General features: G+C 68.8%; 12 protein-coding genes. 8 read left to right on the forward strand and 4 right to left on the reverse strand.

The window, feature by feature from the left end; genetic code table 11:
- The first annotated feature begins 2,372 nt into the window (after nucleotides 1–2,372).
- The 3 genes from IFU40_RS01990 to IFU40_RS02000 all read left to right on the forward strand — a co-directional run bounded on the left by IFU40_RS01990 (nucleotide 2,373) and on the right by IFU40_RS02000 (nucleotide 4,701).
- Entirely contained in the window at nucleotides 2,373–3,299 is a 927-nt protein-coding gene (locus IFU40_RS01990; protein ID WP_374754284.1) for a ParA family protein, read from the forward strand.
- The gene (locus IFU40_RS01995; RefSeq protein ID WP_191925192.1) at nucleotides 3,299–4,270 is read left to right on the forward strand and encodes a ParB/RepB/Spo0J family partition protein; all 972 of its coding nucleotides are present in this window, start codon (nucleotides 3,299–3,301) and stop codon (nucleotides 4,268–4,270) included. Before IFU40_RS01990 ends, IFU40_RS01995 begins: the two co-directional genes overlap by 1 nt.
- Nucleotides 4,271–4,353: 83 nt before the next feature.
- Nucleotides 4,354–4,701 (forward strand): hypothetical protein, encoded by a 348-nt coding sequence (locus tag IFU40_RS02000; protein WP_055832342.1) that lies wholly within the window; start codon nucleotides 4,354–4,356, stop codon nucleotides 4,699–4,701.
- Nucleotides 4,702–4,887: 186 nt separating this feature from the next.
- Here the strand turns inward: IFU40_RS02000 and trxA are convergent, their stop codons facing one another.
- The 4 genes from trxA to IFU40_RS02020 form a co-directional block, all read right to left on the reverse strand.
- Nucleotides 4,888–5,211: a thioredoxin gene (trxA, locus tag IFU40_RS02005; RefSeq protein WP_191925193.1), complete on the reverse strand. Its 324-nt coding sequence runs from the start codon at nucleotides 5,209–5,211 to the stop codon at nucleotides 4,888–4,890.
- Between the two features lie 62 nt (nucleotides 5,212–5,273).
- On the reverse strand, nucleotides 5,274–6,260 hold the full coding sequence (gene trxB, locus IFU40_RS02010) for a thioredoxin-disulfide reductase (protein ID WP_055832346.1): 987 nt from the start codon (nucleotides 6,258–6,260) through the stop codon (nucleotides 5,274–5,276).
- Between the two features lie 73 nt (nucleotides 6,261–6,333).
- Nucleotides 6,334–7,932, reverse strand: coding sequence for a murein biosynthesis integral membrane protein MurJ (gene murJ / locus IFU40_RS02015; RefSeq protein ID WP_191925194.1), 1,599 nt, complete (start codon nucleotides 7,930–7,932; stop codon nucleotides 6,334–6,336).
- A complete protein-coding gene (locus IFU40_RS02020; RefSeq protein ID WP_191916540.1) occupies nucleotides 7,929–10,178 on the reverse strand; it encodes a DUF6049 family protein in 2,250 nt (749 codons plus the stop codon). Before IFU40_RS02020 ends, murJ begins: the two co-directional genes overlap by 4 nt.
- Before the next feature lie 106 nt (nucleotides 10,179–10,284).
- Here IFU40_RS02020 and IFU40_RS02025 point away from each other — a divergent pair, with 106 nt between their 5' ends.
- The 5 genes from IFU40_RS02025 (at nucleotide 10,285) to exaC (ending at nucleotide 17,323) form a co-directional block, all read left to right on the forward strand.
- On the forward strand, nucleotides 10,285–11,799 hold the full coding sequence (locus IFU40_RS02025) for a DUF7059 domain-containing protein (protein ID WP_191925195.1): 1,515 nt from the start codon (nucleotides 10,285–10,287) through the stop codon (nucleotides 11,797–11,799).
- Between the two features lie 98 nt (nucleotides 11,800–11,897).
- On the forward strand, nucleotides 11,898–13,325 hold the full coding sequence (locus tag IFU40_RS02030; RefSeq protein WP_191925196.1) for a CCA tRNA nucleotidyltransferase: 1,428 nt from the start codon (nucleotides 11,898–11,900) through the stop codon (nucleotides 13,323–13,325).
- A gap of 198 nt (nucleotides 13,326–13,523) precedes the next feature.
- Nucleotides 13,524–14,810: a GAF domain-containing protein gene (locus tag IFU40_RS02035; RefSeq protein WP_191925197.1), complete on the forward strand. Its 1,287-nt coding sequence runs from the start codon at nucleotides 13,524–13,526 to the stop codon at nucleotides 14,808–14,810.
- An 82-nt stretch (nucleotides 14,811–14,892) separates the two neighbouring features.
- Nucleotides 14,893–15,417, forward strand: coding sequence for a hypothetical protein (locus IFU40_RS02040; protein WP_055832358.1), 525 nt, complete (start codon nucleotides 14,893–14,895; stop codon nucleotides 15,415–15,417).
- 355 nt (nucleotides 15,418–15,772) lie between these two features.
- Nucleotides 15,773–17,323: an acetaldehyde dehydrogenase ExaC gene (exaC, locus tag IFU40_RS02045; RefSeq protein ID WP_055832360.1), complete on the forward strand. Its 1,551-nt coding sequence runs from the start codon at nucleotides 15,773–15,775 to the stop codon at nucleotides 17,321–17,323.
- Nucleotides 17,324–17,349: the final 26 nt, after the last annotated feature.

Below are 17,349 nucleotides of genomic sequence, written 5' to 3' on the forward strand. Positions count from 1 at the left end.
TCTTTCGTGCCGGACCTATGTCGTGCCGGACCTATGTCGTGCCGGACCTATGTCGTGCAGGGAGATGCACCGCGCGGCGAAGTGTTGTCGTGGCCGCGCCCAGGGCGGTCGGGAGCACTCTCATGCGCATTGGCTGCCGCATCCGTGGCGGGACAGCGCACTGGCAAGGTCGGACGACGCCGTACACCCCGCTTCGGTGGATGCTCCCCTGCATGGATCGAGAGACGGTCGCGGCGTACTCCGGCTTCTGCGCGGCTCAGAGAGCGGCGTCGTCCGACACGCTGAGGCCCCCGCGCTTTGCTGCGCCGCGACTACCCCGCGATTCGTGCAGACAGGGGAGCGCGCGAGTGGCTATGCGGGTCGTGCCGCTGTGGCTCGGCCAGGTCATGCGTGAGGGTGGCGAACCAGTGCCGTAGTTCTTCGGCTTGAGAACACGAGAGCACCAAGTGACGTCACTTCGGGCGTATCGGTGCGCGAGATCCCGGGGCCAAATGCCGGTGAAGGCGTTCACCTTTCCGACACCGATAGATGTGTCTCGAGCCCCCACGAGCACCGCAGGTGTCCAGTGCTGGGCTCCGTCGGATCCGAGGAACTCTTGGCCACTTGGCGGGGCGTCATGTCCACGTCCACGGGTATAACGCCGAAGTCCGGGGCGTTGAATGACAGTCCATGTTTCACGTGAAACATCGCGCATGTCACCGGCCGATAGATCCGCCGCATTGCACCAGTAAGCGGCGCACAGGGAGCCCTGCCTCCCCGCGCCCGTCTACGACAGGGATCGCGTCGTGAAGCGCGTTGGCCATCGTCATGCTGGAGCGGGTCGGACTTCAGATGCTGTCTGAGCGTCGATCGGGGACCCACCGGGAACGCGGCTTGACCAGTGACCGCCGAGCTCGCGGGCGCTGCACGTGTCTGCTGCATCAGAATGCTCTGGGCGCGCTCCGTGCGAACCTGCTTCGTGCGCGTCGGGGATGACGCGAAGGACGGACCCCACTCCCCCGATGGTGGACGAGTATCCCAGTTCGCTGCCTCCCCAAGTGACCGGCGTCGACTCGCACATAACGGCAGGAGATCGTCGTGCAAGCTGTGATCGAGGCCGGAGTATGCGCTCACGTGGGGCGCTGGGCTGCTCAGAGAAGGCGCATCTGCGGACCACGATCGAAGCCGTTCTGGACACCAGTGCCCCGAAGGGAGAGACGAGCCTCATGATGCACCGGTTTGGTTACCCCCAGATGCGTGCCGCAGTCGAGCCGACGGGCGGTAATGGCCCATTGAGCGCTCTCGCTCCGGCGGGCAGCGGGGCGCGATGATGGTCGACTGACTGGGGTGTCCTGAGATTGAGCAATGGTGCCAGATGGGAAGGTCTCCTTCCCTGCAGTCGAGGTCCGGATGGGAAGCGAACCGAGCGAATCATGCGCACGCGCCAGGCTGGGCGATGTTTCACGTGAAACACTGAGCGATCGAACGCGCGCAGGGCAGTCCTGGCTGGGCGATGCGCCAGGATGAACATCCTCGTTCGGAGCGAGTCGACGGGGACCTGGGTAGTCTCGAGCGCATTCCAGGCGCGGGGGATGCCGGCCCTATCGCCGCAATCTCGGATTTGGATGGACCGGGCGGGATGTTTCACGTGAAACATTCCCGCATGCGTGCCACGCGTGGAGCCACACCGCTGCCTGCCGCCATCGTTACGACACCGCGCTTCCGGCTGTGCGCCGCAATCCCCTCGGATCTGGCTGGAAGCCCTGTCGAGCCCGGTCAGGACGAGAGCACACGCCTTGGTTCACTGGTTGGTGGCCGCTCACTGACTAGTGGCCTGCCGATGAGACCGAGCCACGCACCCACTTTCAGACAACAGCGATGGCTGATGTTTCACGTGAAACACATCGGTCGCGTTCGCATATTCCACGCGCAACTTTCGGACAGGCGCAGCCACGCAGTACAGAACGCAACCCAGCGTGAACCGGGGAGCTTGGATCCTGTTGCGAGACGAGAGCCGTCAGTGTCGGCGGATCGCATCGCCAGGTGCCTGCACCGTTAACCCTCCGCTCCCTGAAGCCAGTCGGGCAGACACCTCACATGTCGTGGGAGTCGTCCACTCAAAGCTGCCCGCAGCGAGTTGCGCGGGCAGCTCGCCTCTTCAGCCGAGACGTCGTGCCCCATGATCCCGCCACGCAGGACACAGCAGGAAGGCTCGGGTATCACCCGAGGACGGAGCGATGGACGCTCATCGTGATCGCGGCGCGAGGATAGCCGTCCGCGGAGAAAGGTGGACCGGCACAACCCCGTCGAGCGGTGTTGGTTGCACAAATGACGGTCCCACCCGGGTATCCGGGGATGGCGCGAGTAGACTGAGCAAGTTCGGCAACGGAGAGGTGTTTCACGTGAAACAGTCCGATGGGGCATCTGCGTCCTCTTCCTTCGAGGACTCCCCCATCGCTCGTGAGATCGCTGACCTTTCTGCGCGACGCCGTGCCCTTGATTCGCGCGAGGTCGAGCTGTCGGGACGCACCCGCGTCTTCACTGTCTCGAACCAGAAGGGCGGCGTAGGAAAGACGACGACCGCGGTAAACGTGGCTGCCGCTCTCGTGTCGATCGGGGCCCGCGTCCTCGTGATCGATCTCGATCCACAGGGCAACGCGTCGACCGCTTTGGGAGTCGCTCACAACGCTGAGACGCCGAGTGTGTATGACGTTCTCATCGACGACTTCCCGCTCGCCGACATCGTGCAGACGAGCCCGGAGTCACCGAATCTTCTGTGCGCACCGAGCACCATTCACCTCGCCGGCGCTGAGATCGAGCTTGTTTCGCAGGTTGCTCGGGAGCACCGACTGCGCGGAGCTCTCCGCGACTACCTCGCGATCGACGATAACCACCTCGACTTCGTCATCATCGACTGCCCGCCGTCCCTGGGCCTGCTGACCATCAACGCGTTCACTGCCGCCGATGAGGTCATGATCCCCATTCAGTGCGAGTACTACGCGCTCGAGGGCCTCAGTCAGCTTCTGGGCAGCGTGCAGATGATTCAGAAGCACCTCAATCCCTCGCTCCACGTATCGACGATCCTGTTGACGATGTACGACGGCCGTACGCGTCTCGCTCAGCAGGTCGCCGAAGAAGTGCGTTCACATTTCACCCACGAGGTCCTCGACACGGTGATTCCCCGATCGGTGCGCGTCTCCGAGGCGCCGAGCTTCGGTCAGACGGTCATCGCGTACGATGGCCAATCAGCGGGGGCCATCGCTTACCGTGAAGCGGCGGTTGAGATCGTCGCGCGCGACACCACCAAGAAGGATTCCTGATGGCGAAGAGAACCGGTCTGGGTCGCGGTATCGGCGCCCTCATTCCCACCGCAGAGCCGTCGGAGTCCCGTCCGGTCGACGTCTTCTTCCCCGGTGCGTCGAACTCGTCGAAGGCGGAGTCCGCGGAGAAGACTGACGCATCTGTCGAGGCCGATGCTCTCGTCACGGTCCCGGGCGCGCGGCTCGTGCACATCGACCCCAAGTTGATCGTTCCCAACCCGCGTCAACCGCGCACGCACTTCGACTCCGACGATCTCGCTGAGCTCGTTCACTCGGTGCGCGAGTTCGGCGTGCTGCAGCCCGTCGTGGTCCGGGACAAGGGCGACGGCACCTATGAGCTCATCATGGGCGAGCGCCGCACCCGCGCGTCTCGCGAGGCAGGCCTCGACACCATCCCCGCGGTGGTCCGTGAGACCGAAGACGAGTACCTGCTGCGTGATGCTCTGCTCGAGAACCTTCACCGTTCCCAACTGAATCCGTTGGAAGAAGCGTCGGCGTACCAGCAGCTGCTCGAGGATTTCGGGATCACGCAGGAGGAACTCGCCACGAGGATCGGCCGGTCGCGCCCGCAGATCAGCAATACGATCCGCCTGTTGAAGTTGCCCGTCCCCGTTCAGCAGCGAGTGGCGGCCGGAGTCCTGAGTGCCGGACACGCCCGCGCCATCCTGTCGCTCGACGACCCGCGTGAGATGCAGAAGCTCGCCGACAAGATCGTGAACGAGGATCTGTCTGTGCGCGCGGCCGAAGCCGCGGCGAAGATGCCCGGGGTGGCGCCGGTGCGGCAGAAACCGCAGGCAGGCTCGCGTCGTGCAGGCCTCGACGAGGTCGCCGAGCGTTTGGGCGATCGGTTCGACACGAAGGTCCGCGTCTCTCTCACCGCGAAAAAAGGCCAGATCAGCATCGATTTCGCCTCAATCCAGGATCTGAACCGGATCCTGGCGACCCTGGGCGAAGACGGGTACACGGGCTGAGACCCACCCCACAGGTGCGCACACTTGTCCACACCCGGGCGCCAGACGATCCCGGTGTCGGTGGCTCGACGTAACCTGGATGGGTGACTTCGAACGACCAAAACCCTCGCCGTCGTGCCAGCCTGGAGCTGCTGCGTGCCGAGGCGTCCGACGAACTCGCGGTGCTGATTCACGAACGCCTGCGGGGCGGCGAAGATCCCTGGGACTTCATGGAAGACCTGCCGAACGTGGATGAACTCGTGGTCCTCACTCTGCGGGCCGAGAACATCACAGAGAACGGCGGCGTTCGCCCCAATCGCGCCCGCAACTACCGTGTGCTCCGTCAGATCGCCCTCGACTATCCGGCTCTGACGCGGGCTGTGTGGCGCATCCTGGGCGAAGAAGAGTCGCACCGGGTGTGGGACGCCAGCGCTCGACTCGACGCCTCCTGACGGCGGGAGACCCCCGCGCCGGCGAAGCCGGCACCGCTTTGCGTCGGGCACCGACCGCGTTCCGTCGAGCGGCGGTCGCGTACCGGCATCCCTCTCTCGACGTGTGGGCACCTCGGCAGGGCTGTCCCTTCCGGAAACGACGAATCCCCGACGTCGTGGCGCCGGGGATTCGATGATCGCGGGGACTCAGCCGAGGAACGGCGCGAGGTCCTGCTCGAGTGCGTACTTGGGCTTCGCACCGATGATGGTCGTCTTGACCTCACCGCCCTGGAAGACCTTCATCGCGGGGATGGAGGTGATCTGGTACTTCATCGCGAGGTCGGGGTTCTCGTCGACGTTGAGCTTGAGGATCGTGATCTTGCCCGAGTTCTCGCTCTGGATCTCGTCGAGGACGGGGGCGACCATGCGACACGGTCCGCACCACTCGGCCCAGAAGTCCACGAGAACGGGTCCGTCAGCCTGCAGGACGTCCTGCTCGAACGTTGCGGAGGTCGTCGCCTTGGCAGTCATTGCATATCTCCTTAGATGGAAGCTTCAGTGAATGAAAACGCTGGTGAGCGTTCTTTTGTTCCTCAGACGACAGCGGCGTCGGGAAGGCCCTCGATGGGGCTCTCCGCGACCGCGGGCTCGCCGGCCTCGCCGCGGGCGGCGAGGAAGTGTTCCACGTCGAGGGCAGCGACGGTACCGCTGCCGGCGGCCGTGATGGCCTGGCGGTAGGTCGGGTCGATGACGTCGCCGGCAGCGAAGACACCCTCGACCGACGTGCGCGAGGAACGGCCGTCGACCCAGATGGTGCCCTGGTCGGTGAGCTGCAGCTTGTCGTGCACGAGGTGGGTGCGGGGGTCGTTGCCGATGGCGACGAACAGACCGTCGAGGGGGAGCTCGCTCACGGTGTCGTCCACCGTCGAGCGCAGGCGCACACCGTTCACGGCGTCGTCGCCCAGGATCTCGTCGACCGCGGAGTTCCAGATGAACTCGATCTTGGGGTTCGCGAAAGCACGCTCCTGCATGATCTTCGACGCCCGCAGCGAGTCCTTGCGGTGGATGATGTAGACCTTCGACGCGAACTTGGTGAGGAAGTTCGCCTCTTCCATGGCGGAGTCGCCGCCGCCGACGACGGCGATGGTGCGGTCACGGAAGAAGAAGCCGTCGCACGTGGCGCACCACGAGACGCCGCGGCCCGAGAGTCGCTCTTCGCCCTCGAGTCCGAGCTTGCGGTACGCGGAGCCGGTGGCGTAGATGACCGAGATAGCCTCTTCGACCTTGCCGCTGCCGAGCGTGACGGTTTTGACGGGGCCGTCGAGCTGGAGCGACACGACGTCGTCGTACAACACCTGCGCTCCGAAGCGTTCGGCCTGCGCCTGCATCTTGGCCATGAGGTCAGGACCCTGGATGCCGTCGGGGAAGCCGGGGAAGTTCTCGACCTCGGTCGTGTTCATGAGGTCGCCGCCGGCTTCGACGGAACTCGCGACGACGAGGGGCTCGAGGTTGGCTCGGGCGGCGTAGATGGCGGCGGTGTAGCCGGCGGGGCCCGATCCGATGATGATGACGTGACGCACGGTAGCGCGTTCCCTTCGTTGATTCCGTCGGATGAAACCCATGGTAGCCCCGGGGTATTCCGGGAACCCGGGGCTAGCGGTGGGGGAGGAAGCGTCGGCCCAGGGCGAGCGCCGGCGCGAGCTCGGGGGTGCGGAAGAGCGCCAGGATGCCGAGGTACACGGCGAGCACGACGGACCCGACGATGGCGGCACCTGCCGCTCCCGCGAGGGCGCTGCTGGTCGTCCAGCCATCCGTGCCACCGAGCAGCAGAAGCACCCCGTACCCGGCGGCCGCCGCCGGAAGGGCGGCCAACGCGAACCTGCCGAGGGCGAGCAGCCATGATGCCGTTCCGATGCCGGACAGGCGACGGTGCAGCAGCACGGTAGCGACGACGACCTGCACGACGCTGGCGATGGATTGGGTCAGGGCCACACCCGCCGCCAGCTCGCCGCGACCGAGAACGGCACTGGCGAGGACTGCGCCGCCGGCGACGAGGGCGCACTGGAGAAGCGTGAAGAAGAAGGGTGTGCGCGTGTCGTTGTACGCGTAGAAGGTGCGCTGTACGACGAACAGCACGGCGAGGGGCACGAGGCAGACCAGGAAGCACAGCAGCACCGGTGCCGCGGCGACGGCCTGCTCCGCGGTCGTGGTGAAGATGCGGCTGGCGGGAACCGCGGCGACGGCGAGGGCCGCGGCCGACGCGACGATGAAGAAGCCGAGCGTGCGGATGCTGCGCGAGATGTCTGCGCGCACCTGGTCGTGGCGACCCGCGGCCGCGTGCTCGCTGAGCTGGGTGAAGTACGGCGTTCCGATCGACAGCACGATGATCGAATACGGGAGCATGAACAGCAGCCACGCGTTCTGAGAGACGAAGATGGCGGGGTCGTTCCCCGAGGCGCCCGAGAGCACGTTGGATTGCACGATGCCGGCGAGCTGACCCGCCACGACCATCAGGAAGGTCCAGCCCGCGAGACGCCCGATGTGGCGCAGGCCCACGCCCTTCCACTGGAAATCGGGCCGCAGCGTGAGCCCCGCCCGCCGCCAGAAGAACAGCAGCACCAGGGTCTGTACGACGATGCCGGCGGTGGCGGTGCCGGCGAGCGTCGCGATCATCGAGGGCGTCCACGCGTCGACGCGATCCTGCGGTCCGCTGAAGATCAGGATGAAAACGCCGAACCCGGCGATCGAGATGACGTTGTTGACGATCGGCGCCCACGTGTACGGCCCGAAGACGCGCCGGGCGTTCAGGATCTCGCCCAGCAGTGCGTACAGACCGTAGAAGAAGACCTGCGGAAGGCACCAGTAGGCGAAGGCGGTCGACAGTGCCAGCTGATCGTCGGTGAACTTGCTCGCGTACACCTGCACCAACAGGGGCGCGGCGACCATGGCGAGCGCGGTGGCCCCCAGCAGGCCCACCGTGCCCAGCGTGAAGAGCTTGGAGATGAATGCCTGGCCGCCGTCGGCGTGCGCGGCCGCCTTGACGATCTGCGGGACGACCACGGCGGTCAGCAGACCCGTCGAGATGATCGCGTAGATGTTGTTGGGCAGCTGGTTCGCGACGGCGAAGGCGTCACCCGCGCCACCGATGGAACCGATGGCCGCGACCAGCACGATGGTGCGCAGCAGACCGGTCAGGCGCGACGCGATGGTCCCCGCTCCGATGAGCACACTCGCCCGTCCGATACTGCTCACGGGCGGTTCTCCTCGGTGGATTCGGATGACAGCGGGCCGGTGCCGTCGTCATCGGTGTCGGGGGCACTGTCGTCCGATGCCGGGCTGCGCCCATCGGCATCCGGGCTCTTGCGCACGATGCTGCCGTCGGGCGGGGGGTCGGCATCCGGAGTCTCGTCACCCTCGGCGCGCGTTCGACGGCGACGGGCGATGGTGCGCACGACGCCGAGACTCAGGAACGCCACGATCAGCAGGATGATGACGATGAGGCCGATGCTCTCCCACTCGGCCCGCACCTCGACGTCGACCACCTGCGGCGAGCCCACGGCTTCTCCGGTGGGGCTGTACAGCTGCAGGGCGACGCTGACCTCGCCATTGGCGATGCGCGCCTCGACGGGGACCTCGACGCGCGTGTTGGCGGACGCCTGAGCGTTGACGGTCGTGCGGGGTTGCACGCGGAGTCGCACGTCGTTGGGGTCCACGGCCATCACGACCGTGACGGGCCAGGGCAGGTCGTTGCGCACCCACGGCCGCAGCGGCGCGCTGGAACTCACGAGTCGGAAATCCGACGACAGGATGCCGACGGAATCGAGCGTCGTACGCGTCGCGGCGCGGTGGTCCGAGACGGCCTTGCGGGCGGCATCCCCCGTCCACGACACGTTCATCACCTGGAGGACTTCGGCGCGCTCGCGTCCGGTGAGCAGCTCGGGCTGGTCGAGGATCGTCGCGAAACGGTCGATGACCTGCTCATCGGCGACCAGATCGGCGACATCGGTGACGCGGGCGGTGTCGACCGTCGCCTCGGCGAGGGTGGTCTCGGATGCCGGGATCGTCGACACCGCGGCGAGCGTGGAGCTGCTGTACCCCGGCGCCGTCGCGACGAGGCCCAGGGTCGCGCGGAGACTCACGCGCGAGCGGTCGGTGCCGCGGTCGAGGATGGCGAGGACGGGCTGGTCACCGGTGGCCGCGCGAGCCAGGGCGAGGTACGCCTGCGCGGCCGCGAGCGCCGACCCCCGTCGGGTCGTGTCGTTCTGTCCGGCGGCGTCGGCGAGAGCACGCGAGACCTCGGCGTCGTAGACGGGGGTGGATACGCCTGCCACGGCGGCGGCGGCCTGACGTGCGCCCCCGACCACGCTGGTCGACGGCACCAGCACGTGGGCGGGCTGATCGGCGGTCCCCAGGGCACCGAGGGCGGTGACGGTGTCGGCGCCGGCCGACCCGGTGGCGGGCCAGAAGACGTTCGGGGTGGCGGAACCGATGTCGAGCAGCGACGTCAGCGACGGGTAGGACGGCTGGCCCGGCGTCGCCGATGTCGACGGATCGGGCGTCGACACCGCCGAGACGGCGGGCGCGGGCTGGGTGAAGTCGGCGGCCGCCATGTACGACTGCAGCGACGTGGGTGAGAGGGGGGCGGTGAGGCCGGCTCGCAACTGCGCGGCGATGTCGGCGTCACCGAACTGCAGCGCGAAGCGGTTGTTGGGCAGCGCCAGCAGACGCTGCAGCCAGGCCACGGCGGTGGGGGGTGCGGCGGAGCCGAGAACCCGGATCGCCGCGGGGATGGCGGGATCGACGGCGAGGGTCGCCCCGGTTCCGTCGACCGCATCGAGTTGGGCCGAGAGCGCGCCGTCGACCGCTGTGAGCTCCGCTAGTTCGCTGGCGCTCAGCAGCCCCCGGGTCATGGGGGCGGCCGTGATGGGAACGACGAGGGCGACGGGCGTCTGCGCGCCCGCGTCATTCGGAACGACGACCACGGTCGGGGTGCGCAGACCCGCGCCGTCGGCCGTCACGCGCACCGGGTAGACGCCCGCCGCGCGTCCGGCCAGCGCGGCGTCGGTCGCCGGTACCGACAGTGCCGTGGTGGTCTGGGCGCCGGAGGCGGTGGCATCCATCGATCCGGTGGCGACCTGCTGCAGGGTGACCCCGGTGGTGTCGCCGCCGAGCCAGCGCTCGAGGGCCGCGTCGTCGCTCAGGGGCGCCGTTCCCAGCTGCAGGCCGACGGGGGTCGCGACGGCCGACCCGGAACCCGCCGCCAGGGTCACGGCGACCGTCAGCGCCTCACCGGGGCGCAGGATGCCGTTGGCGACGGGTGCGGCCGACAGGACGGCCGGCGTCGTCGAGGCCGACGGCGAGGGGCTCGGTGCGGCAGCTGCGGCGGGCATCGCCGGGACCGCGAGTCCGAACGCCAGGGCGCCGGCGGCGAGGGTCGCCAGCAGCCGGCGCGTGAGGGAGCGCCGCGGCACGGGTGAGCCCGGAGGCTGGGAGGTCACGTTCATACGAGCGTCGGTGGAACGAGGGGGCCTCGCACCGCGTTGAGTCTAGGCCCGCGCACCTCGGAGCCCCCCGATAGCCCCGCGCAGACGGTTGAATGGACCGGTGCTCCCCGAACCCGACGCCCTGCTGTGCCGCGCCCTCGCCGACGACCTCCGTGCGGCGGGCTTCGCCAGCGCTGCACTGCGAGAGGCGTGGGGGGCCCAGGCCGACGACGCTCTCGCCCGCGGCCTGCGTCGCCCCGCCACGCGCGCTCTGGGTGACCGGGGTGACGCGTTGGCCGTGCTGGGACGCCTCTGGGGTCTGGGACTGCCCGTGGCACGCGGCGACGTCGAGGCGGCGCTGCCCGCGCTGCGTGTCGACGGAGCCGTGGCTCTGGGTCTCATCGAGGGGTCGGGCGATGCGGTCACCCCGGCGGTGCTGCTGCGCCCGCAGGGGTTCTCCGACGACCAGGGCGACGTCGAATGGTGGATCGCGAGTGATCTCGACGAGTCGGCGCTCGAGGGCCCGCTCCCCGAGAACCACGTGCTCGGGGTGGGGGGCGCCTCCGAGACCCTGGCGCGGCTGCAACTCACGCGTCGCGCGCACACCGCCCTCGATCTCGGCACGGGGTGCGGCATCCAGGCCCTGCGGTTGCGTCGTCTGGTCGACCACGTCGTCGCGACCGACATCTCGGAGCGCGCGCTGCGGTTCACCCGGCTGAACGCCCTGCTCAACGACGTCGACGGCATCGAGACGCGGCACGGCTCGCTCTTCGAACCCGTCGCCGGCGAGACGTTCGACCGCGTGGCCTCCAATCCCCCGTTCGTCATCACTCCCCGCGTGGCCGGTGTTCCGGCGTACGAATACCGTGACGGTGGTCTCGAAGGGGACGCGCTCGTCGCGTCGGTCATGGGCGGTGTGGGCGCGCACCTGTCCCCCGGCGGTGTCGCGCAGTCGCTCGGCAACTGGGAGTACCGCGAGGGCGAGTCGGGACTTGATCGGGTGCGCGACTGGATCGGAACGTCGATGGACGCCTGGGTCGTCGAACGGCAGGTGCTCGATCCGCTCGCCTACGCCGAACTGTGGGTGCGCGACGGCGGCACGGTCGCCGGCACCCCCGCGTACGCGCGGCTGATCGACGCCTGGCTCGACGACTTCGCCGAGCGGGGGGTGACCGGCATCGGTTTCGGCTACGTGCTCGTGCGCAAGCCGCTCGCCGGAGCCCCCACGCTCGCCCGCTTCGAGCGGGTCGACGGCGGCGGCGAGGCGTGGTTCGGGTCGCACCTTGCCGCCTGCCTCGCCGCGCACGATCGCGCGGCGCTGCTCGACGACGAGAGCCTGGCCGACAGCGTGCTGCGCGTCGCCCCCGACGTGACCGAGGCCCGGCACCACCGACCGGGTGAAGAGGACCCCTCGGTCATCGAGTTGCGCCAAGGCGGGGGCTTCGCGCGCACGCTCGAGGTCGACCCCGCGTTGGCGGCGCTCGTGGGCGCGTGCGACGGCGATCTGTCGGTGGGCGTGCTCGTCGACGCGATCGCGCAGTTGCTCGAGGTGGATGCCGAGGCCCTCCGCGTCGACCTACTCCCGCGTGTACGTGAGTTGCTGGTGACCGGGTTCGTGGACTTCGCCGACGACTGACACCCGCCGGTGTCTGCGGACAGGGTGCCGTCGGCCCTCGCGTCTGGCGCGGAGCACGTCTGCGGTGGCTGTCGGCGGCCCCGGATAGGCTCGAAGGCATGCTGAACATGGTCGACGGTCTCGCGCGCCTGGAGGAGCTGGCGGCCCACCCCGTGGTCGCCACGCTCGCCCGCGTCTTCGCCGACGCCGGTCGCGACCTGGCCCTGGTCGGGGGACCCGTCCGCGACGCGTTGCTGGGCCGGATCACCCACGACTTCGACTTCACCACCGACGCCCGTCCCGACGAGATCCTCGCCCTGGTGAAGCCGGTGTCGTCGGTGCAGTGGGACGTCGGTCGGGCCTTCGGCACCATCGGGGCGAGGGTGAAGGGCGAGCAGGTCGAGATCACGACCTACCGGGCCGACAGCTACGACGGCGTCACCCGCAAGCCCACGGTCGAGTTCGGTGACACGCTCGAGGCCGATCTCAACCGCCGCGACTTCACGGTCAACGCCATGGCGCTGCGGGTTCCCGCCCGCACCCTCGTCGATCCGACGGGCGGCGTCGAAGACCTGCTGGCCCAGCGCCTGCGCACCCCCATCGATCCCGCGGTGAGCTTCGGCGACGACCCCCTGCGCATGCTGCGCGGAGCCCGATTCGCGTCGCAGCTCGAGTTCACCCTCGACCCCGACACGCTCGCCGCCATCGTCGAGCTGCGCGCCTCGCTGCAGATCGTCAGCCCCGAGCGCGTGCAGGCCGAGCTCGTACGGCTGCTCCAGACCGACGACCCCGTCCGCGGTATCCGGGTGCTGGTCGAGACCGGCCTGATCGACGAGTTCCTGCCCGAGGTACCGGCGCTGCGCCTCGAGGTCGATGAGCACCACCACCACAAAGACGTCTACGAGCACTCGCTCACCGTGCTGCGCCAAGCCATCGCGCTCGAGAAGGAACGGCACCCGGATGCCGCCCCCGATGTGCCGCTGCGTCTCGCGGCGCTGCTGCACGACATCGGCAAACCCGCGACGCGGCGCCTGGAGCCGGGCGGCGGCGTGACCTTCCACCACCACGACATCAAGGGCGCACGCCTGGCCCGCAAGCGTCTGCAGGCGCTGCGCTTCGACGCGAACACCACGACCGTCGTCTCACGCCTGGTCGAACTGCACCTGCGGTTCTTCGGCTACGCCGAGGGCGCCTGGACGGACTCCGCGGTCCGACGCTACGTGCGCGACGCCGGCGACGAGCTCGAACGCCTGCACATCCTCACGCGGGCCGACGTGACCACGCGCAACAAGCGCAAGGCTCATCGCCTGGCATCCGCGTACGACGACATCGAGAACCGCATCTCGGCCCTGCGCGAGCAGGAGCAGATCGACGCGATCCGCCCCGAGCTCGACGGCAACCGCATTCAAGAGGTGCTGGGTGTGAAGCCCGGTCGTGAGGTGGGCGAGGCCTACCGGTTCCTGCTCGAGCTGCGCCTCGACGAGGGCGTACTCGGCGAAGACGAGGCCGAGAAGCGGCTGCGGCAGTGGTGGGCGACGCGGGGGTAACGCCGTTCGTCTGACGACGACGCTCGGGGTGCGTGCTGCCCGCTTCGGATGAGAGGCATCCGGGGAACGTTTCGTGCAGCGGGGTGCTCACTGACCGCCCCGGTGCACCGCTCGCGCCCCGAAACGCCCGACCCCTCCCCTCGACCCGGCCGTCGACCTACACTGAGACCCACCTCCGTCACCGCCGATGGGAGTCCTGTGTCCTCTTCCTGGTCGCGACCGGCCATCTCTCCCGAGACCTCGGGACTGTTGATCGCGCGCGCCCACGACGAGCTGCTCGCCGGCAACGAGGATCGACGCCTCGACGACGTGCGGCCGCTCGTGCAGGACTCGTGGCGGCGGTCGCTGGCGTCGCTGGTCGGACCCGAGGGGCTTCCCTCGCTCGAGCTCGCCAGCGATGAGCTCGAGGCCTATCGTCGCGCCCATCCGTTGGCGGGGGTGATGGACATGGTGCGGTCGCTCCTGCTGCCCGGCACGGCCGAGGAATCGGGCGTCGTGGTCGCCGTCGGAGACGCTGCCGGGCGCCTGCTGTGGGTCGAGGGCGACAGGCACATCCGCACGCTCACCGGCGACATGGGTTTCGTCGCGGGCGCGAACTGGGCGGAGGACGCCGTGGGCACCTCGGCCCCGGGAACGGCGCTCACCCTGGACCGGTCGGTGCAGATCCGCGGCGCCGAGCACTTCAACCGGCTCGTGCAGCCGTGGTCGTGCACCGCGGCTCCCGTGCACGATCCCGAGACGCGGCGCCTGATCGGTGTGATCGACGTCACGGGCGGGCCCGAGGCCGTGACGCCCCAGGCTCAACTGCTGGTGGATGCCACGGCCCGCGCGATCGAGAGCGAGATCCTCGTCGCGCGACTGCGCGCGCAGCATCCACCCGCGCCGAAGCGGGCGGCGCCGTCGCGCGCGTTGCTGCGCATCCTGGGTCGCGATCGTGCGCTGCTGGAGGTGGATGGGGCGGTGCGGGAACTCAGCGCGCGGCACGCCGAGATCCTGCTGCTTCTCGCCGTGCACCGAGAAGGGCTGTCGGCCGAGGCGCTGAGCGAAGCGGTCTACGGACACCCCGCCGTCGAGACGCTGCGGCCCGAGATGGTGCGCTTGCGCCGCGCGCTCGTCCCCGTCGCGTCGCGTCTGGTTCCGGCATCCCGCCCCTATCGCCTGCTGGAGGATCTCGAGACCGACGCGCAGCACGTGCTGTCGTTGCTCGATCGCGGAGCGCACCGGGTGGCATTGGCGGCGTACGCGGGCTCGGTGCTGCCGGAGTCGGACGCACCGGGGGTCGTCGAGGTGCGCGAGTCGGTGCGCTCGGCGCTGCGCGAAGCGCTCATCGCCGAGGCGAGCGTCGACGTGCTGCTCGCTTATGCCGAGACCGCCGAGGCGTGCGACGACGAGGAGGTGCTACGGCTGTGTCTGGGCATGCTCCCCCCGCGTTCCCCGAAGCGCTCGGGGCTCGTCGCGCGTTTGGAACGGCTCGAGCGGGCGTGAGCGGGCCACCGTTCGCCGGGTGTTCGCCCGGCGATGGGCCGCGGGCGTTCCCGATGTCGGAACCCCTCGTTACGCTGAACATATGGACGAAGAAACGCTCGACATCTTCTCGGCAGCTCGCGCCCGTCGCGACGTGGGGCGCATTCGCGAGGCCCTCGCCGAGGTGAAGGCCGGCGATATCGCCCGGGTCATCGTCCGCTCCCCCCGCTACGGCCTGTACGCCCTCGAGGGCACCGTGCGCATCGGCGTGGGCGGTCAGCCGCTCGTCGGTGATGTCATCCTCGCCACGAGCTCCGAGATCCAGCGCATCGACGTGGGCATCGAACAGCCCGAGGCCGCTCTGGGCGCCGACGTCGTCGATCCCTCGACCCTCCCCCACGGCACGCCCGTCCGCGTGACGTTCCTCACCCCCACGCACCAGACCTTCGCGCTCACCGGACCGATCACGGCCGGCAACGACCGGTTCCTGCTGGTCGGCAGCTGGATCGTCGCCGACGATCGCGTCATCGCGCCGCGCGTGCAGAGCATCGAGCGCCTCGACGGCGTCGACCTGCACGAGGTCAACGTTCCGCCGCTCCGGTCGGTGTTGGCTGACGCCGACGCGTAGCCTCTCGCGCTGAACGGATGCCACGGCCTCGGGGTCGTGGCATCCGTTGTCGGTGCGTGCGGGGGCCGCGGTCCCCGCGTCGGACCCGGTGGCGTTCGCTCGCCGCGCGTGCCCACCCCGGGCGGCGGACGGACGGCGGGTGATCGGAACCGCATCCTTTTGACGAGGACGCATGCGTTTGCCGCCAATCGGGTGCGGTCTCGGCAAACGGGTGCGGTCTCGTTGGGACGGCTACGCCGCCGTCCGCCCGCGCGTGCGTCCCGGGTGCAACCGGATGCAACCTCCCCCGGCGTAGCGTCGGCGCATCGCCGCCCGAAGCCGTCGCGGCGACTCATGACCGTCGAAGGAGACACGCATGACCATCGTCGAAGAAGGCGTCTCGAGCGTCTACGCCGCTCCCGGAACCCGCGGAGCCGTCGCCGAGTACCGCTCGCGGTACGGGCACTACATCGGCGGCGAATGGGTCGAACCGCACAGCGGCGAGTACTTCGAGAACATCACCCCGGTCACCGGCAAGCCGTTCTGCGAGGTCGGACGCGGCGACGCGCACGACATCGACCGCGCGGTCGAGGCCGGCTGGAAGGCGTTCGCGTCGTGGAAGAAGACCACTCCCGCCGAGCGCAGCGTCATCCTGAACAAGATCGCCGACCGCATCGAAGAGAACCTCGAGAAGATCGCCGTCGCCGAGACGTGGGAGAACGGCAAGCCGGTGCGCGAGACGCTCGCCGCCGACATCCCGCTGACCGTCGACCACTTCCGCTACTTCGCGGGCGTGCTGCGGGCCCAGGAGGGCTCGCTCAGCCAGCTCGACGAGAACACGGTGGCCTACCACTTCAACGAACCGCTCGGTGTGGTCGGGCAGATCATCCCGTGGAACTTCCCCATCCTCATGGCCGCCTGGAAGCTGGCGCCGGCGCTCGCCGCGGGCAACTGCGTCGTGATCAAGCCGGCCGAGCAGACCCCGGCATCGCTGCTGTTCCTGTTCGACATCATCGGCGACCTGCTGCCGGCGGGCGTCGTGAACATCGTCAACGGCTTCGGCATCGAGGCGGGGGCACCGCTGGCGCAGCACAAGCGCATCCGCAAGATCGCGTTCACCGGTGAGACCACCACGGGGCGTCTGATCATGCAGTACGCCTCGCAGAACCTCATCCCGGTGACGCTGGAACTCGGCGGCAAGAGCCCGAACGTGTTCTTCGAAGACGTCGCCCTGCGCAGCGACGACGCGTACTACGACAAGGCGCTCGAGGGCTTCACGATGTTCGCGCTGAATCAGGGCGAGGTGTGCACGTGTCCGTCGCGCTCGCTCATCCAGCGGTCGATCTACGACCAGTTCCTCGGTGACGGCCTCGAGCGCGTGAAGAAGGTGCGCCAGGGCAATCCGCTCGACCCCGAGACGATGATCGGCGCACAGGCGTCGAACGACCAGCTCGAGAAGATCCTGTCGTACATCGACATCGGCAAGGCGGGCGGCGCGAAGCTGCTGACGGGTGGCGAACGCGTCGATCTCGGCGGCGATCTGACGGACGGCTATTACATGGCGCCGACGGTGTTCGAGGGAACGAACGACATGCGCATCTTCCAGGAGGAGATCTTCGGTCCCGTCCTGTCGGTGACCTCGTTCGACGACTTCGACGACGCGATCTCGATCGCCAATGACACGCTGTACGGCCTCGGCGCGGGTGTGTGGAGCCGCAGTGGCGACACCGCCTACCGTGCCGGCCGCGCCATCGAAGCCGGGCGTGTGTGGACGAACACCTACCACCAGTACCCCGCGCACGCCGCGTTCGGCGGGTACAAGCAGTCCGGCATCGGCCGCGAGAACCACCTGAAGATGCTCGACCACTACCAGCAGACGAAGAACCTGCTGGTGTCGTATGCCGATGGGGCCATGGGCTTCTTCTGAGTCCTGCTGATGGGCGCGCCGTGTCC

Source organism: Microbacterium sp. CFBP 13617 (genome assembly GCF_014839445.1).
In the GTDB taxonomy this organism is placed as follows: Bacteria; Actinomycetota; Actinomycetes; order Actinomycetales; family Microbacteriaceae; genus Microbacterium.

What these genes read in the sequence shown, in the direction of transcription:
- IFU40_RS01995 (WP_191925192.1), top strand. Translation starts at nt 3,299, where the DNA reads ATGGCGAAGAGAACCGGTCTGGGTCGCGGTATCGGCGCCCTCATTCCC.
- trxA (WP_191925193.1), bottom strand. Translation starts at nt 5,211, where the DNA reads ATGACTGCCAAGGCGACGACCTCCGCAACGTTCGAGCAGGACGTCCTG.
- IFU40_RS02030 (WP_191925196.1), top strand. Translation starts at nt 11,898, where the DNA reads ATGCTGAACATGGTCGACGGTCTCGCGCGCCTGGAGGAGCTGGCGGCC.
- IFU40_RS02040 (WP_055832358.1), top strand. Translation starts at nt 14,893, where the DNA reads ATGGACGAAGAAACGCTCGACATCTTCTCGGCAGCTCGCGCCCGTCGC.
- exaC (WP_055832360.1), top strand. Translation starts at nt 15,773, where the DNA reads ATGACCATCGTCGAAGAAGGCGTCTCGAGCGTCTACGCCGCTCCCGGA.